Annotated in this window: 15 protein-coding genes and 1 tRNA gene; 6 read left to right on the top strand and 10 right to left on the bottom strand. The window is 64.1% G+C overall.

Annotated features, from left to right (window positions below; translation table 11 throughout):
- The coding region (locus AC2FLM_RS15075) for a hypothetical protein (protein WP_496858989.1) at positions 1-224 on the bottom strand (224 nt) is incomplete at its 3' end.
- Positions 225-472: 248 nt separating this feature from the next.
- Complete coding sequence (locus tag AC2FLM_RS15070) at positions 473-1,177, bottom strand: lysophospholipid acyltransferase family protein (protein ID WP_234222186.1); 705 nt, start codon at positions 1,175-1,177, stop codon at positions 473-475.
- A 142-nt stretch (positions 1,178-1,319) separates the two neighbouring features.
- On the opposite strand from AC2FLM_RS15070, the gene AC2FLM_RS15065 reads away from it, so the two are divergent.
- The 3 genes from AC2FLM_RS15065 (at position 1,320) to glpD (ending at position 4,003) form a co-directional block, all read left to right on the top strand.
- A tRNA-Trp gene (locus AC2FLM_RS15065) sits at positions 1,320-1,395 on the top strand.
- A 270-nt stretch (positions 1,396-1,665) separates the two neighbouring features.
- The gene (locus AC2FLM_RS15060) at positions 1,666-2,439 is read left to right on the top strand and encodes a DeoR/GlpR family DNA-binding transcription regulator (RefSeq protein ID WP_234140112.1); all 774 of its coding nucleotides are present in this window, start codon (positions 1,666-1,668) and stop codon (positions 2,437-2,439) included.
- Positions 2,432-4,003, top strand: a complete 1,572-nt coding sequence (gene glpD / locus AC2FLM_RS15055; RefSeq protein WP_234221627.1) for a glycerol-3-phosphate dehydrogenase — start codon at positions 2,432-2,434, stop codon at positions 4,001-4,003. Before AC2FLM_RS15060 ends, glpD begins: the two co-directional genes overlap by 8 nt.
- Before the next feature lie 12 nt (positions 4,004-4,015).
- Here glpD and AC2FLM_RS15050 read toward each other — a convergent pair whose 3' ends face one another.
- The 8 genes from AC2FLM_RS15050 to AC2FLM_RS15015 form a co-directional block, all read right to left on the bottom strand.
- The gene (locus AC2FLM_RS15050) at positions 4,016-4,993 is read right to left on the bottom strand and encodes an alpha/beta hydrolase (RefSeq protein ID WP_496858988.1); all 978 of its coding nucleotides are present in this window, start codon (positions 4,991-4,993) and stop codon (positions 4,016-4,018) included.
- 13 nt (positions 4,994-5,006) lie between these two features.
- A complete protein-coding gene (locus AC2FLM_RS15045) occupies positions 5,007-6,476 on the bottom strand; it encodes a flavin-containing monooxygenase (RefSeq protein WP_496858987.1) in 1,470 nt (489 codons plus the stop codon).
- Between the two features lie 75 nt (positions 6,477-6,551).
- A complete protein-coding gene (locus AC2FLM_RS15040; RefSeq protein WP_496858986.1) occupies positions 6,552-7,352 on the bottom strand; it encodes a PaaX family transcriptional regulator C-terminal domain-containing protein in 801 nt (266 codons plus the stop codon).
- Between the two features lie 78 nt (positions 7,353-7,430).
- Positions 7,431-9,452 (bottom strand): phenylacetic acid degradation bifunctional protein PaaZ, encoded by a 2,022-nt coding sequence (gene paaZ, locus AC2FLM_RS15035; RefSeq protein ID WP_496858985.1) that lies wholly within the window; start codon positions 9,450-9,452, stop codon positions 7,431-7,433.
- Between the two features lie 156 nt (positions 9,453-9,608).
- Positions 9,609-10,961 carry a TRAP transporter large permease gene (locus AC2FLM_RS15030; protein WP_496858984.1) on the bottom strand — a complete coding sequence of 451 codons (1,353 nt, stop codon included), beginning with the start codon at positions 10,959-10,961 and terminating at the stop codon, positions 9,609-9,611.
- The gene (locus tag AC2FLM_RS15025) at positions 10,958-11,464 is read right to left on the bottom strand and encodes a TRAP transporter small permease (RefSeq protein ID WP_234221620.1); all 507 of its coding nucleotides are present in this window, start codon (positions 11,462-11,464) and stop codon (positions 10,958-10,960) included. Before AC2FLM_RS15025 ends, AC2FLM_RS15030 begins: the two co-directional genes overlap by 4 nt.
- Before the next feature lie 56 nt (positions 11,465-11,520).
- On the bottom strand, positions 11,521-12,540 hold the full coding sequence (locus tag AC2FLM_RS15020; RefSeq protein WP_496858983.1) for a TRAP transporter substrate-binding protein: 1,020 nt from the start codon (positions 12,538-12,540) through the stop codon (positions 11,521-11,523).
- A 72-nt stretch (positions 12,541-12,612) separates the two neighbouring features.
- Complete coding sequence (locus AC2FLM_RS15015) at positions 12,613-14,658, bottom strand: FAD-dependent oxidoreductase (protein ID WP_496858982.1); 2,046 nt, start codon at positions 14,656-14,658, stop codon at positions 12,613-12,615.
- A 102-nt stretch (positions 14,659-14,760) separates the two neighbouring features.
- Between AC2FLM_RS15015 and paaG the strand changes: the two genes are divergently transcribed.
- From paaG to paaK, 3 genes are read left to right on the top strand one after another with little or no spacing between them, the layout of a single operon-like run.
- A complete protein-coding gene (paaG, locus tag AC2FLM_RS15010; RefSeq protein WP_234164040.1) occupies positions 14,761-15,546 on the top strand; it encodes a 2-(1,2-epoxy-1,2-dihydrophenyl)acetyl-CoA isomerase PaaG in 786 nt (261 codons plus the stop codon).
- A gap of 2 nt (positions 15,547-15,548) precedes the next feature.
- Positions 15,549-15,977 (top strand): hydroxyphenylacetyl-CoA thioesterase PaaI, encoded by a 429-nt coding sequence (gene paaI, locus AC2FLM_RS15005; RefSeq protein ID WP_234177991.1) that lies wholly within the window; start codon positions 15,549-15,551, stop codon positions 15,975-15,977.
- A 15-nt stretch (positions 15,978-15,992) separates the two neighbouring features.
- Positions 15,993-17,303 (top strand): phenylacetate--CoA ligase PaaK, encoded by a 1,311-nt coding sequence (gene paaK, locus AC2FLM_RS15000; protein WP_496858981.1) that lies wholly within the window; start codon positions 15,993-15,995, stop codon positions 17,301-17,303.
- Positions 17,304-17,305 lie beyond the last annotated feature (2 nt).

Here is a 17,305-nt window from a genome sequence, read left to right as displayed (position 1 = left end):
AAGATCATCGAGTAATCGGTGGTCCCGAGACACGCCTGGTTGCTCGAGGAGATTTTCCGCAGGAAAATCTGCCAAGCACAACAAGGGCGACAAACAGAAAAGGCCGCTCCCCCGGAGCGGCCTTTTTCATGTCCACAAACGATCCGATAACCGAGATTATTCGACGAATAATCTCGCAGGCCGCCACGCAGTGCGCCGTTTTCGATCGCGGTGAACTGGGTCACAGACAGAATCATTACGTGGGGTCAATCTGTCTGTGTCAATCAAGACAGGGAGTGAGACGAATGCCGTTCCTCAGCAAAACCAATCCCGCCAAGATTATGGGAGCCGTTTACCGGTCGATAGCCCTTTGCGCTATGATGCAGAACCGTGTGAACAAGCTGCACTGATCCGTTGCACCCTCGGCAGGATCGTTCTGACCGTCGGCAACAAGCGCCGGACCAGGCAGTCCCGAGGTCATACTTCGCTTGGGTCAGGCAGACGGAGACCACGGGCTCCGCCCGACCATAAGGTCAGCTTCTTCCGTTATCTCGTTCATATGACGTTCCAGGCTCTGGCGCAGTGTCTCGATCTCTTCTTCCGATGCCTTGCGCGGCACCGGATCGTGCCATTCCCGACACAAGAACACACCTTCGTTGCGCCAGGGGCGCGGTAGCAGCAGCCGGTCCCAACTCCTCATCTCGCGTCCGTGCCGGACAGAATATGTAATACCGAACACCCGCTTTCCTGAACTGCGCGCCCAGATCAGCGGGACAGTGGACGAAACCCGTTCCGGCCCGCGCGGGCCGTCTGCTGCAATCCCGATGGAAATTCCGTCCTTCATCTTGCCCAGCACTTCGCGCGAGAGGGCCACATGGCGTTTGTGGCTGGACATGGCGATGGTATCCATGCCGAAGAGTTTCTGTACCCGGCCCACCATGCTGCCTGCACGCGCGGCGGAAGTAATCGAACAGATCCTCCCCTTGTCGAGCGGAAAGAAATAGGGCGATTGCGCCAGTCGCTGGTGCCATAGCACCACGATCACCGGTTCCCCCGCAGCCGCCAATTGATCCAGTTCCTCATAGCCGATCCGCTGCCATTTGGTGTTGCGATGGATCAGGCGGATATAGGATGCGATCCGTCGGGCGACCCAATTCAGCACTGCTTCGCTGTCGGCGATCTTCTTGCGCAGGCTCATGGCGCCTCCTTCGGTTTGGACCGGTTCTGTCATACCCGACGGGCGCGGCGGTGCAACGCCTTTCCCTGCTGTCTTTTTGCGCCTGATTGGCGAAAAGGGGCTTGAGTCCGCCGCATCGGTGGCATATCTCCATCGCCACGATAGGGGTATAGCTCAGTTGGTAGAGCGACGGTCTCCAAAACCGTAGGTCGCGGGTTCGAACCCTGCTGCCCCTGCCATTTTCCGACTTGATCAGTATTCGGCGACGCAGCGGACCCGGTGTCACGCTGATTTCTCTGCTCGGCCCTTGCGCGTCGTCTGAAGAGGTATGCTGTTACGCTGGAACGTCTGTTCCGGCGTCGGTGGCAACCTTCCGTCGAGAGAATTGGAGTCTTGCGAAATTGCGCATGAATGGTTTCATAAGTCGATAAACCGAAGAAATATGAAAGCAAAGTGAGTGACAGTTTCCTGGGCCGAGTCTATAACGACCGATACAGGAGGCGCGAGTCATGGACGCGGAAGCACGACAGCATGAGATATTGCAGAAGCTGCGCCAGCAGGAGCGGGTTGGGGTCGACGAACTCACCCAGGATTTCGGTGTCAGCAGTCAGACGGTGCGGGCCGATCTGCGCGATCTGCACGACCGCGGACTGCTCAAGCGAACCCATGGCGGCGCGGTGCGGGTCGAGACGGTGTCGAACCGTGAATACGGTGCGCGCCGGCAGCTGCACCGTGGGCAAAAGGCGGCGATGGGGGCGCTGGCGGCAACGCTGATCCCCGATGACAGCTCGGTCACCCTGAATATCGGGACCTCGACGGAACAGGTCGCGCGCGCGTTGGCCGGGCATCGCGGCCTGACCGTGCTGTCCAACAATATCAACATCATCAACCTGTTGATCGGCACGCCGTCCAAGGAACTGGTGCTGGTCGGCGGTGCCGTCCGGCAAAGCGATGGCGCCATCGTGGGCGAGGATGCGGTCGAGTTCATCTCGCGCTACAAGGTGGATTTTGCGGTCATCGGCGCCTCGGCGATGGATGCCGACGGCGCGATCCTGGATTTCGACGCCCGCGAAGTGTCGGTGGCCCGCGCCATCCTGCGCAATGCGCGCAGCCGGATTCTGGTCTGTGACGGGTCCAAGTTCGACATCGCCGCCCCGGTGCGGATCTGCGATCTGGCCGAGCTTGATTACGTGGTGACCGACCGGGCACCACCGGCCGAGTTCCTGCGGCGTGCCGAAGCGGCAGAGACCGAAATTCTGATTGCGGAGTATACTGATGACTGAGACCGACAACCGGGTCTATGACCTTTTCGTCATTGGTGGCGGGATCAACGGCTGCGGCATCGCGCGCGATGCGGCGGGGCGGGGGTTGTCGGTGGCCTTGGCCGAGATGAAGGATCTGGCCTGGGCCACCTCATCGGCCTCGACCAAGTTGTTTCATGGCGGGCTGCGCTATCTGGAGTATTTCGAGTTCCGGCTGGTGCGCGAGGCGCTGATCGAGCGCGAGACGCTGCTGCGTGCGATGCCGCATATCAGTTGGCCGATGCGTTTCGTGCTGCCCTATCACCCCGACATGCGGTTCGAGAATGACACGCCCACCTCGCGGCTGTTGTCGACGGTCATGCCCTGGATGAAGGGACGCCGCCCGGCCTGGCTGATCCGGCTGGGCCTGTTCATGTATGACCACCTGGGCGGTCGCAAGATCCTGCCCGGCACCCGGACGCTGGACCTGAGCAGCGACCCGGCTGGGGTGCCCTTGCAAGAGCGGTTTCGCAAGGCCTACGAGTACTCCGACTGCTGGGTCGAGGATGCTCGCCTTGTCGTGCTGAACGCACGCGACGCGGCGGCGCGCGGGGCACGGATCATGACGCGGACACGGGTGGTTTCGGCCGCCCGCGGCGCCGATCACTGGACTGTCACGCTTGAGGATACGCTGACGGGAGAGACCCGCGAACTCTGCGCCCGGGTGTTGGTGAACGCCGGCGGTCCCTGGGTGGGAGAGCTGATCCACGGCGCGCTTCGGCTCAACTCTTCAGAGCGGGTGAGACTGGTGCGGGGCAGCCATATCGTGACCCGGCGGCTGTTCGATCATGACCGCTGCTATTTCTTTCAGGGCACTGATGGGCGGATCATATTCGCGATCCCCTACGAGGGAGAGTTCACCCTGATCGGTACCACCGATCAGGAGCATACGGATCCGGGCACAAGCCCCACCTGTACCGAGGGTGAGCGGGATTATCTGCTGCGCTTCGCCTCGGACTATTTCAAGCAACAGCTGACGCCCGAGGATGTGGTCTGGACCTATTCCGGGGTACGCCCGCTTTATGATGACGGGGCCAGTTCGGCCACTGCGGCGACGCGCGATTATGTCCTCAAGGTCGATCAGGCGGGCGGGGCGCCGGTGCTGAACGTCTTTGGCGGCAAGATCACCACCTATCGGCGGCTGGCGGAATCGGCTTTGGACAAGATCGCGCCTTTCTTTCCGGGCCTCTCCGGAAATTGGACGGCGGGTGTTGCCCTGCCGGGTGGCGACTTTCCGGTCGACGGGGTGGCGACGCTGACCGGGGACCTGCTGCGCCAATACCCGTTCCTGACGCAGGCCTGGGCCGCACGTCTGGTGCGGGCCTATGGCACCGAGGCGGCAGAGATGCTGGGCAAGGCCGACAGCGCCGAGGCGCTGGGCGAGGATTTCGGCGCCACCATCACCGCGTCCGAGCTGGATTGGACCATGTCACGGGAATGGGTGCGCAGTGCCGAGGACTTTCTGTGGCGCCGCACCAAGCTGGGTTTGCGGCTCACCCCGGAACAGGTGGCGCGGGTCGAGGCCCATATCGCGGCGCGGAGCTGACCCCGCGCTTGTTCATCCGCGCAGGGTGGCAGGCACCCGGGTCGAGATCGAGACGCCGCGAATGAACTCCTCGCATTCATCCGGCGCGGTGATCGGCAGCATATGGCCGCGCCCGGGCAACAGTTCGCAACGCAGGCCGAATTTCTTCATCGGAACACCATGCTGGGTGGGGAGCAGTACCGCGTCCTCGGCCCCGAACAGGATGGCACCGGGGACATCGAGTTCGCGATAGCGCTGTGCCTGTGCCGCTATGCTGGCATCTGCGCCCACCACGTCCTCGGACGCGGTGACAAAGGCCTGTGGCCTGAGCCCCAGCGCACCACCGGCCCGGTCCAGGAAATCCTCGGGGAAATTCTCGGGGGCAAAGACCTGGGTCAGGGTCTGCTCTGCGGTCCAGTTCGCCATCGGCACCGCGATCGTATCCCCGATCAGGTGGCGCAGCCGGGTATTGCGGATTTCCAGCGGGCGGAACACGGCGGGCGGGCCTGCCATGTGATGGGTGAGCGGACAGATCAGCGCCAGCCCGGCCACCTTTCGCGGGCGGTCCAGTGCCATGGCCAGCGCAATCGCGCCGCCCAGCGAATGACCCACCAGCACCGGATCCTTGACCCCCTTCGCATCAAGGAACTCTCCGATCATCCGGGCCTGTTCAGGTAACCCGGCCAGGGCTGCGCCGTCACGGGTGGAGTAACCGCAGCCGGGCCGGTCCAGCGCGATGACGTGATGATCCTGTGCCAGCCGGTCAACCAGCGCATAGGTGAAATGCTGCAACTGCCCGGCCAGCCCGTGGATTAGCACCAGAGTCTGTTTGGCCGGATCGCCTGCCTCGACATAGTGGATGGTGCCGCCGGTCACCGGTTGCACCTCGCCCGCTTGCGGTACCAGCGCCGCGCCCCGCCGCGCCAGCGACCGCGTTCTGAGCCAGCCCAATCCCAGCATCACGCCAATCAGGGCAAAGGGCAGGCAGACGAGCAGAAGCAGGGTGGACATGGCAGCTCCGGGATCAGGTATGCGTCGGGGGCGAGGTTAGATATTGTTCCATCCCGGCGCCAGCCATGCGTTTGCGATATTCGCCAACCGTGCCGGGCCAAAGTGTGGTGTTGCGGCCGGTGCTGTCCTGATACCACGAGGAACAGCCGCCGGCCTGCCAGACCGAGTCTGTCAACCGCTCCTGCATCTCGGCTTCAAACGCGGCCTGCGCCTGTGGTTTCGGCGAGATCGTGGCAAGGTGCTGTTTCTGCATGGCGTCCAGCAGCCGTCCGATATGTTCGACCTGCGCCTCGATCATCAGCACGACCGAGTTATGGCCCAACCCGGTATGCGGCCCAAGCAGGACGAAGAAGTTGGGAAAACCTGCAACCGAAGTGCCCAGATGCGCGGACATGCCCTTGGCCCAGGCTGTGCGGATGGTCAGCCCGTCGGCGCCGGTGATGTCCAGCCGTTCGGCGGCGTCGGTGACGTGGAACCCGGTGCCCCAGATCAGTATGTCGGCCTGAACCCGGGTGCCGTCGGTGGCGATCAGCGTGTCGCCCTCGACCCGCGCAACACCATGGGGGATCACCTCGACATTCTTCCGGGCCAAGGCCGGGTACCAGTCGTTGGAACTGAGGATGCGCTTGCAGCCGATGCGATAAGGCGGGGTCAGCCTGGCCTGTTCCTCGGGGTCGGGGATGGCGTCGGTCAGCGCCTTTTGCCACATGCGCATGGCGAAATCGACGGCCCTCGGCTTGCCGCGAAACACCGCATGGCGGAACTCGAACACCGCATAGATCAGGGCGCGGCGGATACGTGGCAACAGCGGTAGGCGGGCATATAGCCGCCGTACCCAGGGGGCGATTGGCCCGTCCGGTCGGGGCAGGACATAGGGCGGTGTGCGCTGAAAGATGCTGACCTGGGCGGCCTTGGGCGCGATTTCGGGCACGAATTGCACCGCCGAGGCGCCGGTGCCCACGACCGCAATCCGTTTGCCCGCCAGATCTACGCCATGATCCCATCGGGCCGAGTGAAAAGCCGGGCCGGGAAAGCTGTCGGCGCCGGGCAGGTCGGGGATGTTCGGCACATGCAGCGCGCCGATGGCCGAGACCAGGAACCGCGCCGACCAATGCTGCCCCTCGTCGGTCTCGACCTGCCAGCGCACGCCGTCCCAGCGCGCGGCGCGCAGGGTCTGGCCGAAATGGCAGAGGTCATAGAGCGTCTCGTCGCGGGCGACCTTTTGCAGATAGCTTTGGATTTCGCCGCCACCCGCATAGGCCGTGGACCAGCCCGGATTCGGGTGACTGGCCAATGAATAGAGATGCGAGGGCACGTCGCAGGCAACACCGGGATAGGTGTTCTCGCGCCAGGTGCCGCCGATATCATCGGCCTTTTCCAGTATGTCGATCCGCGCAAGGCCGCGTTTGCGGGCCTCCATCGCCATGATCAGCCCGGAAAACCCTGCCCCCACGATGAGCATATCCGTTTCGCGTGTCGCCATTCTGTCCGGCCTCCGCTCCTTGCCATGATCAAGTCTAGCGGATCCGCGTCGCAGGGACACAGTCTTGTCGTGGGGTCAATCCGTGGTATTCAGATCGGCCAGTCGGGGCAGGGGCAACGCGTCAAGCAGGGCAAAGACCTGTTCGCGGCAGGCAGGCCCGGTCCAGCCCCTGGGCTGGAAGGCCAGGGGCAAATCCGGGTGGCGCAGCGCCACCCGCCGCCAGCGATGCACCAGCAATGTCCGCAGCGTCGCCACCTGAACCGGTGTCAGAAACGCCGGTATGCCCGCCGCCCGCAACGCGGCACAGTCCTGTTGCAGGCTGTGACAGGCCGCCCCCAGATCCTCGGGAAAGAGCCGGGTCTGAAGCCAGCCGGGAACGGCACGCGCGGTGACGTCGAACCCGGCCAGATCGTCGCAATCGCCCGGCACCGGCCCCGACCCCAGCGCCACGGTGCGGCCTAGCCCGGTATAGGTATCGGTCAGCAACAGGTCGTTGAGCGTGTTCAGGCTGCCGCCATCCTCGGCGATCAGGATATGCCAGGTCTCGGGCAACTCGGGTGCGCGGGTATAGATGCGCGGTGTCACCCGGTCCGATTGCGTGCGGCCAAACTCGGACAGGTAATGGACCGAGCTGCGCCCCTCGCGGCTGCTTTCGATCCAGCCGTCCTTGCGCAGCCGGTGCAGGGCCACGCGCATCGCTTCGGGCTTGATACCCATCGGCTGGGTGATGCGGGTCAGTGCGCTGCCCGAGATCCGGTCGCCCTTGCGCCGGGCCAGATCACCGAAGAGCGAGACGATGATCGACCAGACCCGCTGGTTCTGCGGGTCGGTCAGCCGGGTGACGGCCGTGTCAAACCAAGAGGTATCTCGTATCATGCAGACAGTCTAAGTCGCCCGGACATAAATGAGAATCGCTTTCTGGCCCCCGGCAGCCATGACCGGGGGCCAGTGCATTCAATAGGCGTTCATGGTCAACAGCTCGTATTCCGCGACCATCTCGTCATCCTGGTTGGTCAGCGTCACATGCCAGCGGACCTCGCCGTATTCGTCGGTGCGGCGGGTCTTTTTCTTGACTGTCAGGCGCACCTTGATGCTGTCCCCGGCCGAAACCGGTTTCATGAAGCGCAGACCATCCAGCCCGGTATTGGCCAGAACAGGCCCTTCGTTCGGCTCGACGAACAGACCGGCGGCGAAGCTGAGCAAGAGATAGCCATGCGCCACCCGGCCCGGGAAGAACGGATTCCGCTTGGCGGCGGCGTCATCCATATGGGCATAGAATGTGTCACCGGTGAAATGGGCGAAATGTTCGATATCGTCCATGGTGACGGTGCGCGACTGGGTATGCAGCGTCTCGCCAATCGATAGCTCGTTATAGCGGCGGGTAAAGGGATGCGCGGGGCCTGCGACCTCGGTCGCGCCGGGCACCCATTTGCCGCCAATCCGCGCCAGCATCTCGGGCGAGCCCTGCACGGCGGTGCGCTGCATGTAATGCTTCACGCCCCGCACGCCGCCCATTTCCTCGCCACCGCCGGCGCGGCCCGGGCCACCATGCACCATGTGGGGCAGGGGGGAGCCGTGACCGGTCGATTCCTTCATCGAGTCGCGGTTGTTGATGTAGATGCGCCCATGAAAGGCGCCCGCGCCCATCACCACATCGCGCGCCACATCGGCGTCATGGGTGATCAGCGAGGTCACCAGCGAGCCGCCACCGCGATTGGCCAGCGCCACCGCATGATCCATGTCGCGATAGCCCATGACGGTCGAGACCGGGCCGAAGGCTTCGGTATCGTGCACGCGCTGGGCGTGGTCGGGATCGGCGCAGTGGAACAGCATCGGCGGCACGAATGCGCCGTTGGCCAGATCGCCCGACAGGCCGGGATCCATGGTGAACACCTGCTCGGCCTCTTGCCCGATGATCGCGGCCTTGGCCAGCACATCGGCCTTTTGCCCGCCCGAGACCAGCGCGCCCATGCGGGTGGCCTCGTCGCGCGGGTCGCCGATCACGGTCTTTGCGAGGCGCGCGCTCAGCGCCTCGATCACCGCCTCGACACGCGGCTGCGGCGCGATGATGCGGCGGATCGCGGTGCATTTCTGCCCCGCCTTGGTGGTCATCTCGCGCGCGACCTCCTTGATGAAGAGGTCGAACTCGGGCGTGCCGGGTTCCGCATCAGGGCCAAGGATCGAGGCATTGAGGCTGTCCTGTTCGGCCACGAAACGCACCGCGTTTTGCAGGATCACCGGGTTCGAGCGCAGTTTCAGAGCGGTATCGGCGGAGCCGGTGAAACTGACCACATCCTGGCAGTCCAGATGATCCAGCATGTCGCCAAGGCCGCCCGAAACCAGTTGCAGGGCGCCCGCGGGCAGAATGTCGGCCTCCAGCATGATCCTGACCGCCAGTTCGGTGACATAGCAGCTGTTGGTCGCGGGCTTCACGATCGAGGGGACACCGGCCAAGAGGGTAGGGGCCAGCTTCTCCAGCATGCCCCAGACCGGGAAGTTGAAGGCGTTGATATGCACCGCCACGCCTTGCAGCGGGGTGCAGACGTGCTGGCCCAGGAAGGTGCCATTGCGGCTCAGCTGTTCCACCTCGCCATCCAGATAGATCTGGCCGTCCGGCATCTCGCGCCGCCCTTTGGAGGCGAAGACGAACATGGTGCCGATGCCGCCGTCGATGTCGATCAGGTGGTCGGATTGGGTGGCGCCGGTGTCGAAGCTGGCGGCGTAAAGCTCTGCCTTGCGCGCGGTCAGCGCCTGACCCAGCGCCTTGATCATGCGGGCGCGGTCATGGAACCCCAGCTTGCGCAGGGCGGGTCCGCCGGTGTTCCGGGCATGATCGAGCATCGCCAGTACATCGAGCGCGTCATTGCCCGCGCTGGCGATCGGCGCGCCGGTGATGGCCGAGGCGATGGTGCGGGCGCCCGCGCCGGGTGCGACCCACTGGCCGGCGGCAAAGCTGGAAATCTGTTGAAGGGCCATGGCAGTCTCCTGTTCCTGTCGCCCGCCAGTCTAGCCGGTTCCGGGCGCGAATTGTGAGGGATGGTATTCGCGACCGAACGGTCGGTCAATAAAATTCCAACATAGTGGCGCGCGTAAACGAAATCCGCCGGACCTTTCGGCCCGGCGGATCAGGGGTCAGTGGCCCATCGCGCCCATCTGCTGGGGCAGGTAGAGCACCACCACCGGCACCAGCACGATCAGCGCCAGGCGGAAGATGTCGGCGATCCAGAACGGGGTCACTCCGCGAAAGATCGTGCCGGTCGACACATCGCCCACCACGCCCTTGAGGATGAACACATTGAGGCCCACCGGTGGCGTGATCAGGCTGATCTCGGTCACCACCACCACGACGATGCCAAACCAGATCGGGTCGTATCCCAGCGAGGTGACCAGCGGAAAGAAGATCGGCACGGTGAGCAGCAGCATCGACAGCGATTCGAACACGCAGCCCAGAATGATGTAGATGCCGAGGATCATCAGGATCACCACAAACGGCGCCACATCGTACGCCGTGACCATGGCGATAAGCGCCTCGGGCAGGCCGGCGAGGTTGATGAAGTTGGAAAACACCTGCGCCCCGATCAGCACCGAAAACAGGGACGCGGCGGTAAAGCTGGTTTCTTTCAGCACCTCGAAGGTGGAGCCAATCGTCAACCCGCCCCGGAAAAGTGCGATCAGGAACGCGCCTGCTGCACCCATGCCCGCCGCCTCGGTCGGCGAAAAGGTCAGGTTAAGCGGGTGAAAGTCGAAGGCACCATACAGCCCGCCGATCACCAGGAAGAACAGCAACAGCACCGCCCAGACCGACCCCAGCGCGCGGAATCGCTCGCCCCATCCGGCGCGCTCGCCGGCCGGACCCGCCGCGGGATTGCGCCACACGGTCCAGCGCACGGCGAAGAGGTAGAACAGGATGCCCAGGACACCCGGAATGATCCCCGCCATGAACAGCTTGCCGATCGAGGTTTCGGTCAAGAGGCCATAGATCACCAGAATGACCGAGGGCGGGATCAGAATGCCCAGCGTGCCACCCGCCGCGATGGAGGCGGTCGACAGCTCGTCGGTATAGCCGTATCGGCGCATTTCTGGCATCGCGACCTTGGACATTGTAGCTGCGGTTGCCAGCGACGAACCGCAGATGGCCGAGAAGCCACCACAGGCGGCAACCGTTGCCATGGCGATGCCACCCCGGAAATGACCAAGAAAGGCGTTCGACACTGCGTAAAGCTCGCGCGCCATGCCGCCCTTGTTGACGAAAAGCCCCATCAGGATGAACAGCGGTACCACGCTCAGGCCATAATCCTGCGCGGTATCCATAACCTGACGCCCCACCATGGACATCGCGGCCTTGAGCCCGCGTTCGTCCAGGATCGAGCCGCCGCGCTCATAGGCAAAGCCCAGCGTGCCGACCAGACCCATGGCAAAGACGATGGGCAGGCGCAGCAGCACCAGCACCAGGACAAGTGCGAAACCGATCAGTGCGGCAGTCATTTCAGGGCCTCCGAAAGCAGGCGGGGAGCGAAGAGATGCAAGAGGCCGGTCAAGATCAGCGCCACCGCGCTGATGCCCACCGAAATGGCGATGAACCAGCCCACGATATAGGTCGGGATCGCCAGATACTCGGTCACGTCGCCATAATCGCGCGAGCGTTCGGCCAGGATCCAGACTCGGCTCATCGGCCAGTACAGCATGATGCCGCTGACCAGATGGATCACCCCGTCGCGGATCCGGTCCAGCCGCAGGCGATGAAACAGGCCATCGGTCAGGTCGACGGCGATCTGGCCGTTGGTGACCGAGATGATGGGCAGGACCGAGAACACCAGCACCGCCATCAGGATGCGGGTCAGTTCGGTCGCGGCCTCGATGGGCGCGTTCAGGACGGATCTGAGGATCACGTCGCAGAAGGTCATCACCATCAGGATGAAGAGGGCAAGGCAGGCCACCAGCACAGGCGCAAAGCTGGCGTGGCGGGCAAGCCGGATCAGGGACGTCATGGGTTCCTCCGGCGGGCTGGCTGGGGCGGCGAAAACCGCCGCCCCGGTGAAAAGGCTCAGTTGGCGGCCATTTCCGATTTGATCAGGTCATAAGCGGCCTGGGCGTCGACCCCGGCGGCGGCGACCTCAGCAATCACCTTTTCGCGCACATCGGCGGCGATGGTGGCGAATTTCTCAAGATCGGCGGCCGAGGCTGCATTGATCGCGTTGCCTGCGGTTGCTTCGGTCTCGGTCCGGCCGATGGCATCGATCTCGTCCCAGATCTTGCCGATCTCGCGGCTCAGCGGCTCGCCGAACACCTTTTCCTCCAGCGCCTGCTGAACGTCCTCAGGCAGGTCGGCAAAGGTATCTTCGTTCATGATGAAGGCAAAGGAGCCGCGATAGAGGCCGCCGGGCATCTCATAGACGTTCTGGGCAACCTCGGTCAGCTTGAAACCCTTGCGCGATTCCATCGGCATCACCACGCCATCGGCAGCCTTGGAGGCGAGCGTTTCATAGACCTTGGGGGCCGGAACCTGGATGCCCGTGGCGCCCAGAGCGGTGCCCACATCGCCGCCGACACCGCCGGGGATGCGCACCTTGAGGCCCGCGATCTGTGCCATGTCGGTGACCGGCGCGGTCGAGTGCAGCTGCGCCGGGCCATGTGTATGCAGCGCGATCAGCTTGACGCCGCGATGCTCGTCGGCCTTGCTCAGATACTGGTCATAGGCGCGCCAATAGGCGACCGAAGCGGCCTCGGCCGACCCCTCATAGCCCGGCAGTTCGATCAGCTTGGTGGTGACAAAGCGGCCCGGCTGGTAGCCGTGGAAGATGATCGACAGATCGGCGGCACCGTCCTGGATCAGGTCCATCTGCGCGGGGGGCGGGGCGATGCCCAGCTTCAGCTCGGCGGTGACCTGACCATCGGTGGCCTCTTCGACCATCTCGACGAATTTGGGCCACATCATCGCGTTGATGCCATGGGTCGGGGGCGCCCAGCTGGAGATGGTCAGCGTGTAATCCGCCGCCATCGCGATGGTGCCGCTGACGGCCATCGCCGCCGAGGCCAGAAGGGTGTTGAGTTTGGTCAGTTTCATGGGTTTTTACTCCTCCCTGAAAACGTGAGTCGAGAATGCGTTAATGGTCCTTTTTGTAACCATCAACGGCGGTTAGATTTCTGCTGGTGGGTTTCCCCGTGTCGCCAGAATCCACGAGCCGGGGCTTTCTGTGGCGACCAATGTCATGATTTCCATGGTTTTTTCCCAACCTTGCGATTGGGCCAGATGCATCGGCCCGCCCCGGTGCCGGGGAAAGCCGTATCCGTGCAGTTGCACCATATCGACATCCTCGGCGCGCTCGGCGATGCCCTCGGAAACGATTCGCGCGCCCTCGTTGGCGAGCACCGCAAGCAGGCGCTGGGCGATCTCTTCGGCGCTGAACGGGCGCCGGGTGATGCCCCGTTTGGCCGAGTAGTCGACGATCAGCGCCTCGACCTCGGGGTCGCGTTCCGGGGAACGCGATCCCTCGGAGTAGCGGTACCAACCCTTGCCGCTGCGCTGGCCCAGACGATCCATCTCGCAGAGCGTATCGGCGATGCGCTCATAGCGTTCGGCGGGGTCGCGGGTGGCGGCCTGCCGCTTGCGGTTGGCCCAGGCAATTTGCAGCCCGGTCAGGTCCTGCAACTCGAACGGGCCCATCGGCAGCCCCTCGGCCCGCATCGCGGCGTCCACCTCATGCGGCAGGGCGCCGTCGGCCAGCAGGTATTCCGCCTCGCACCGATAGGCGGCCAGCATCCGGTTGCCGATGAACCCGTCGCAGATGCCCGACAGGACCGAGACCTTGCGCAGCCGCTTGCCGAGCGCAAAGCCGGTGGCCAGCACCTCGGGCGCGGTATCGGGGGTTTTGACGATTTCGAGCAGCTTCATCACATGCGCGGGGCTGAAGAAATGCAGGCCCAGACAGCGCGCAGGGTTTGGGATACCGGCAAAGATCAGTTGCGGATCGAGGTAGGAGGTATTGGTGGCCAGAATGGCATCGGGCCGCATCACGGCGGCCAGTTCAGCAAAGACCGCGCGCTTGACGTCCAGATCCTCGAACACCGCTTCGATGGCCAGATCAGCATCAGATGCACCGGCATAGGTGTCGGTGGTGCTGAGCCGCGCCAGCATGTCGGCCTCGGCGCTGGGGCTGATCTTGCCTCGCTTGACGCCCGCCGCGACCAGCCCGGCAACCCGTTCATGTGCCGCCTGTGCCGCCGCCGCGTCGCGTTCGATGACGGTGACCGTCAGCCCGCCGCTCAGGCAGGCCATGGCGATTCCGGCGCCCATCAGCCCGCCGCCGACAATGGCAACGCGGGTCACCTCGCGCGGGGCGACCCCCGCGATGGCATCGGGCCGGGCGACAAGACGCTCGGCAAAGAAGGCATAGCGCAGGGCGCGGCTTTCGTCGGACTGGCGCAACTCCAGATGCAGGGCGCGTTCGCGCGGCTGGCCCTGGTCAAAAGGCAGGGCAGCCCATTGCAACGCGTCGAGGTTGTGCAGCGGCGCGGCGCGGCCCTTGGCAGCCTTGGTCAGGGCGTCTCTGGCATCGGCGAGCGCCTCGCTGTCCAGCGCCTGCACCTGCCGCAGCCGGATCTTTTCCGGGCGCGGGGGCAGGTTACTGACAAAAGCCCTTGCCGCAGCCCGCAAATCGCCCTCTGCAACCTGGTCGAGACCCCCCAGCGCCAGCATCTGCTCGGCGCCCAGCATCTTGCCGGAACAGGCCATGTCGATGGCTGCCTGCATGCCGATCAGTCGCGGCGCGCGTTGGGTGCCGCCCGCGCCGGGGATCAGGCCCACATTGACCTCGGGCAGGCCGAATTTGGTTCCCGGCGCGGCGATGCGCCAGGCGCAAGCTAGTGCGATCTCGAACCCGCCGCCCAGAACGGTGCCATGCATCGCTGCGACAAAGGGTGTTTCGCTGTCCTCGATCATCTGCACCACGTCGGGCAGATGCGGTTCCTCGGCGGGACGGTCGAACTCGGTCATGTCGCCACCGGCGACAAAGGTGCGGCCGGCGCAGGTCAGGATCGCGACGCGGGCGCCCTGCACCTCGGCCACCGCACGGGCCAGCCCGGCACGCACCGGGGTCGAGGTCGCGTTGACCGGCGGGCTGTCGATCTCGACCCAGGCGATATCGCATTCGCGCCTTACCGTAACCACCTCGTTTTCGCCCATCTGCCCGCCTCCATAGGTCGAGAATCAATTGCGAAGAATTTATTGACCAACCGTTCGGTTTATGCAAGATGGTTGTTGAAACATTCGCAAAGCGGGGCGGAGATGAGCGATACGATTCTTGCGCAAGATCATGGGAACTGGGTGGAAATCACGTTGAACCGCCCGGATCGGCTGAACAGCTTCACCGACGAGATGCACCTGGCGCTGCGTGCCGCGCTTGAGGCCGCGCGCGACAATGGCGCCCGTGCGGTACTGCTTACCGGGGCAGGGCGCGGGTTCTGCGCCGGTCAGGACCTGGGCGACCGCGACCCGTCGAAAATGGATGGCCCACCCGATCTGGGCTATACCGTGCGCACCTTCTATGCGCCTTTGGTGCGGCTCATCCGATCGCTTGACTTCCCGGTGATCTGCGCCGTCAACGGCGTGGCCGCGGGGGCGGGCGCCAACATCGCGCTCGCCTGCGACATCGTGCTGGCGGGCGAAAGCGCCAAGTTCATCCAGTCCTTTGCCAAGGTGGGGCTGATCCCCGATACTGGCGGCTCATGGCATCTGCCGCGCCTCTTGGGCGAGGCGCGCGCCAAGGGGCTGGCGCTGACGGCGCAGCCGCTGCCCGCGAAACAGGCCGAGGATTGGGGCCTGATCTGGAAGGCGCTGCCCGACGATCAACTGATGACCGAGGCCCGCGCCATGGCCGAGCAATTCGCCAATGGCCCGACGCTGGGTTTTGGCCTGACCAAGCGCTGCATTCAGGCGGCCTGCGTCGACACGCTCGAAGATCATCTTGAACTCGAGGCGGATGCCATGAAAACCTGTGGTGAAAGCGCCGATTATGCCGAAGGTGTCAGCGCCTTTCTGGAAAAGCGCGCACCAAGGTTTCAGGGTAAGTGAGCATGACACCAAAAGAACGGGCGGAACGGTCGGCTGCGGCCATGTGGTCGGACGACAACGCCTCGAAATGGGCGGGGATGGAGATTGCCCGCGTCGACGAGGGGCTGGCGGTGCTGGAACTGACCGTCGCCGCGCATCACTGCAACGGGCACGGCATCTGCCATGGCGGCGTGACCTTCATGCTGGCCGACAGCGCCTTTGCCTTTGCCTGCAACAGCCGCAACCAGTCGACCGTCGCCCAGCATAACGTGATCAGCTATATCGCGCCGGGCCAATTGGGCGACCGGCTGACCGCCACCGCGACCGAGCTCAGCCTGACCGGGCGCAGCGGGATTTACGACGTGAAAGTGACCAATCAGGACGGCCGCACCATCGCCGAATTCCGGGGCATGTCCCGGGCGATCAAGGGCCACCTGTTCGACGAGGATTAAGGCGAGGAGGACGTCATGAAGGACCTGAGCCCCAAGAAAGAAGACCTGGATCCGATCGAGATTGCCTCGATCGACGAGATCCGCGCATTGCAGCTGGACCGGCTGAAATGGTCGCTGCGCCATGCCTATGACAACGTGCCGATGTACAAGAAGCGGTTCGACGAGGCGGGCGTACACCCCGACGATCTGCAAACGCTGGCCGATCTGGCCAAGTTCCCGTTCACCTACAAGAACGATCTGCGCGACAACTATCCCTTTGGCCTGTTTGCGGTGCCGCGCGAACAGATCATCCGCCTGCATGCCTCGTCGGGCACCACGGGCAAGCCGACCGTGGTGGGCTATACAAAGGGTGACATCGACAATTGGGCCGATCTGGTGGCGCGCAGCTTGCGCGCGGCGGGGCTGCGCAAGGGCGACATGGTCCACAACGCCTATGGTTATGGTCTGTTCACCGGGGGCCTTGGCGCCCATTACGGGATCGAGCGGCTGGGCGCCACCGTGGTGCCGATGTCGGGCGGCCAGACCGAGAAACAAGTGAGCCTGATCACCGATTTCAAACCCACCGGCATCATGGTGACCCCGTCCTATATGCTCAACATCCTTGAGCAGTATCACAAGGTCGGCATGGACCCGCGCGAAAGCTCGCTCCAGGTGGGGGTATTCGGTGCCGAACCCTGGACCGACGCCATGCGGCGCGAGGTCGAGGAGGCGTTCGACATGCACGCCGTCGATATCTACGGCCTGTCCGAGATCATGGGGCCGGGTGTGGCCAATGAATGCGTCGAGACCAAGGACGGCCCGGTTATCTGGGAGGATCACTTCCTGCCCGAGATCATCGACCCGGCCACCGGTGAGGTGCTGCCCGATGGCGAGATGGGAGAGCTGGTGTTCACCACGCTGACCAAAGAGGGCCTGCCGATGATCCGCTATCGCACCCGCGACCTGACCCGGCTGTTGCCCGGCACCGCGCGCTCGATGCGGCGGATGGAAAAGATCACCGGGCGCAGCGACGACATGATCATCCTGCGCGGCGTCAACGTCTTCCCCAGCCAGGTCGAGGAACAGGTGATGGCCACCGGCGGCATTGCCCCGCATTACCAGATCGAGCTTTACAAGGCCGGGCGCATGGATGCGATGCGCGTCTTTGTCGAGGCGCTGCCCAACAAGACCGACGAACTGAGCAAGACCGCCGCCGCGCGGATGCTGACCAAGCGGATCAAGGACATCGTTGGCGTTTCGACCGAGATTGTTGTAGGCAATCCCGGAGATGTCGAACGCAGCCAGGGCAAGGCCAAGCGCGTCGTCGACAACCGCGACAAGGAGTAGGG

The organism is Ruegeria sp. SAZD011 (assembly GCF_059612545.1).
This window is presented reverse-complemented; position numbering and strand designations above follow the sequence as displayed.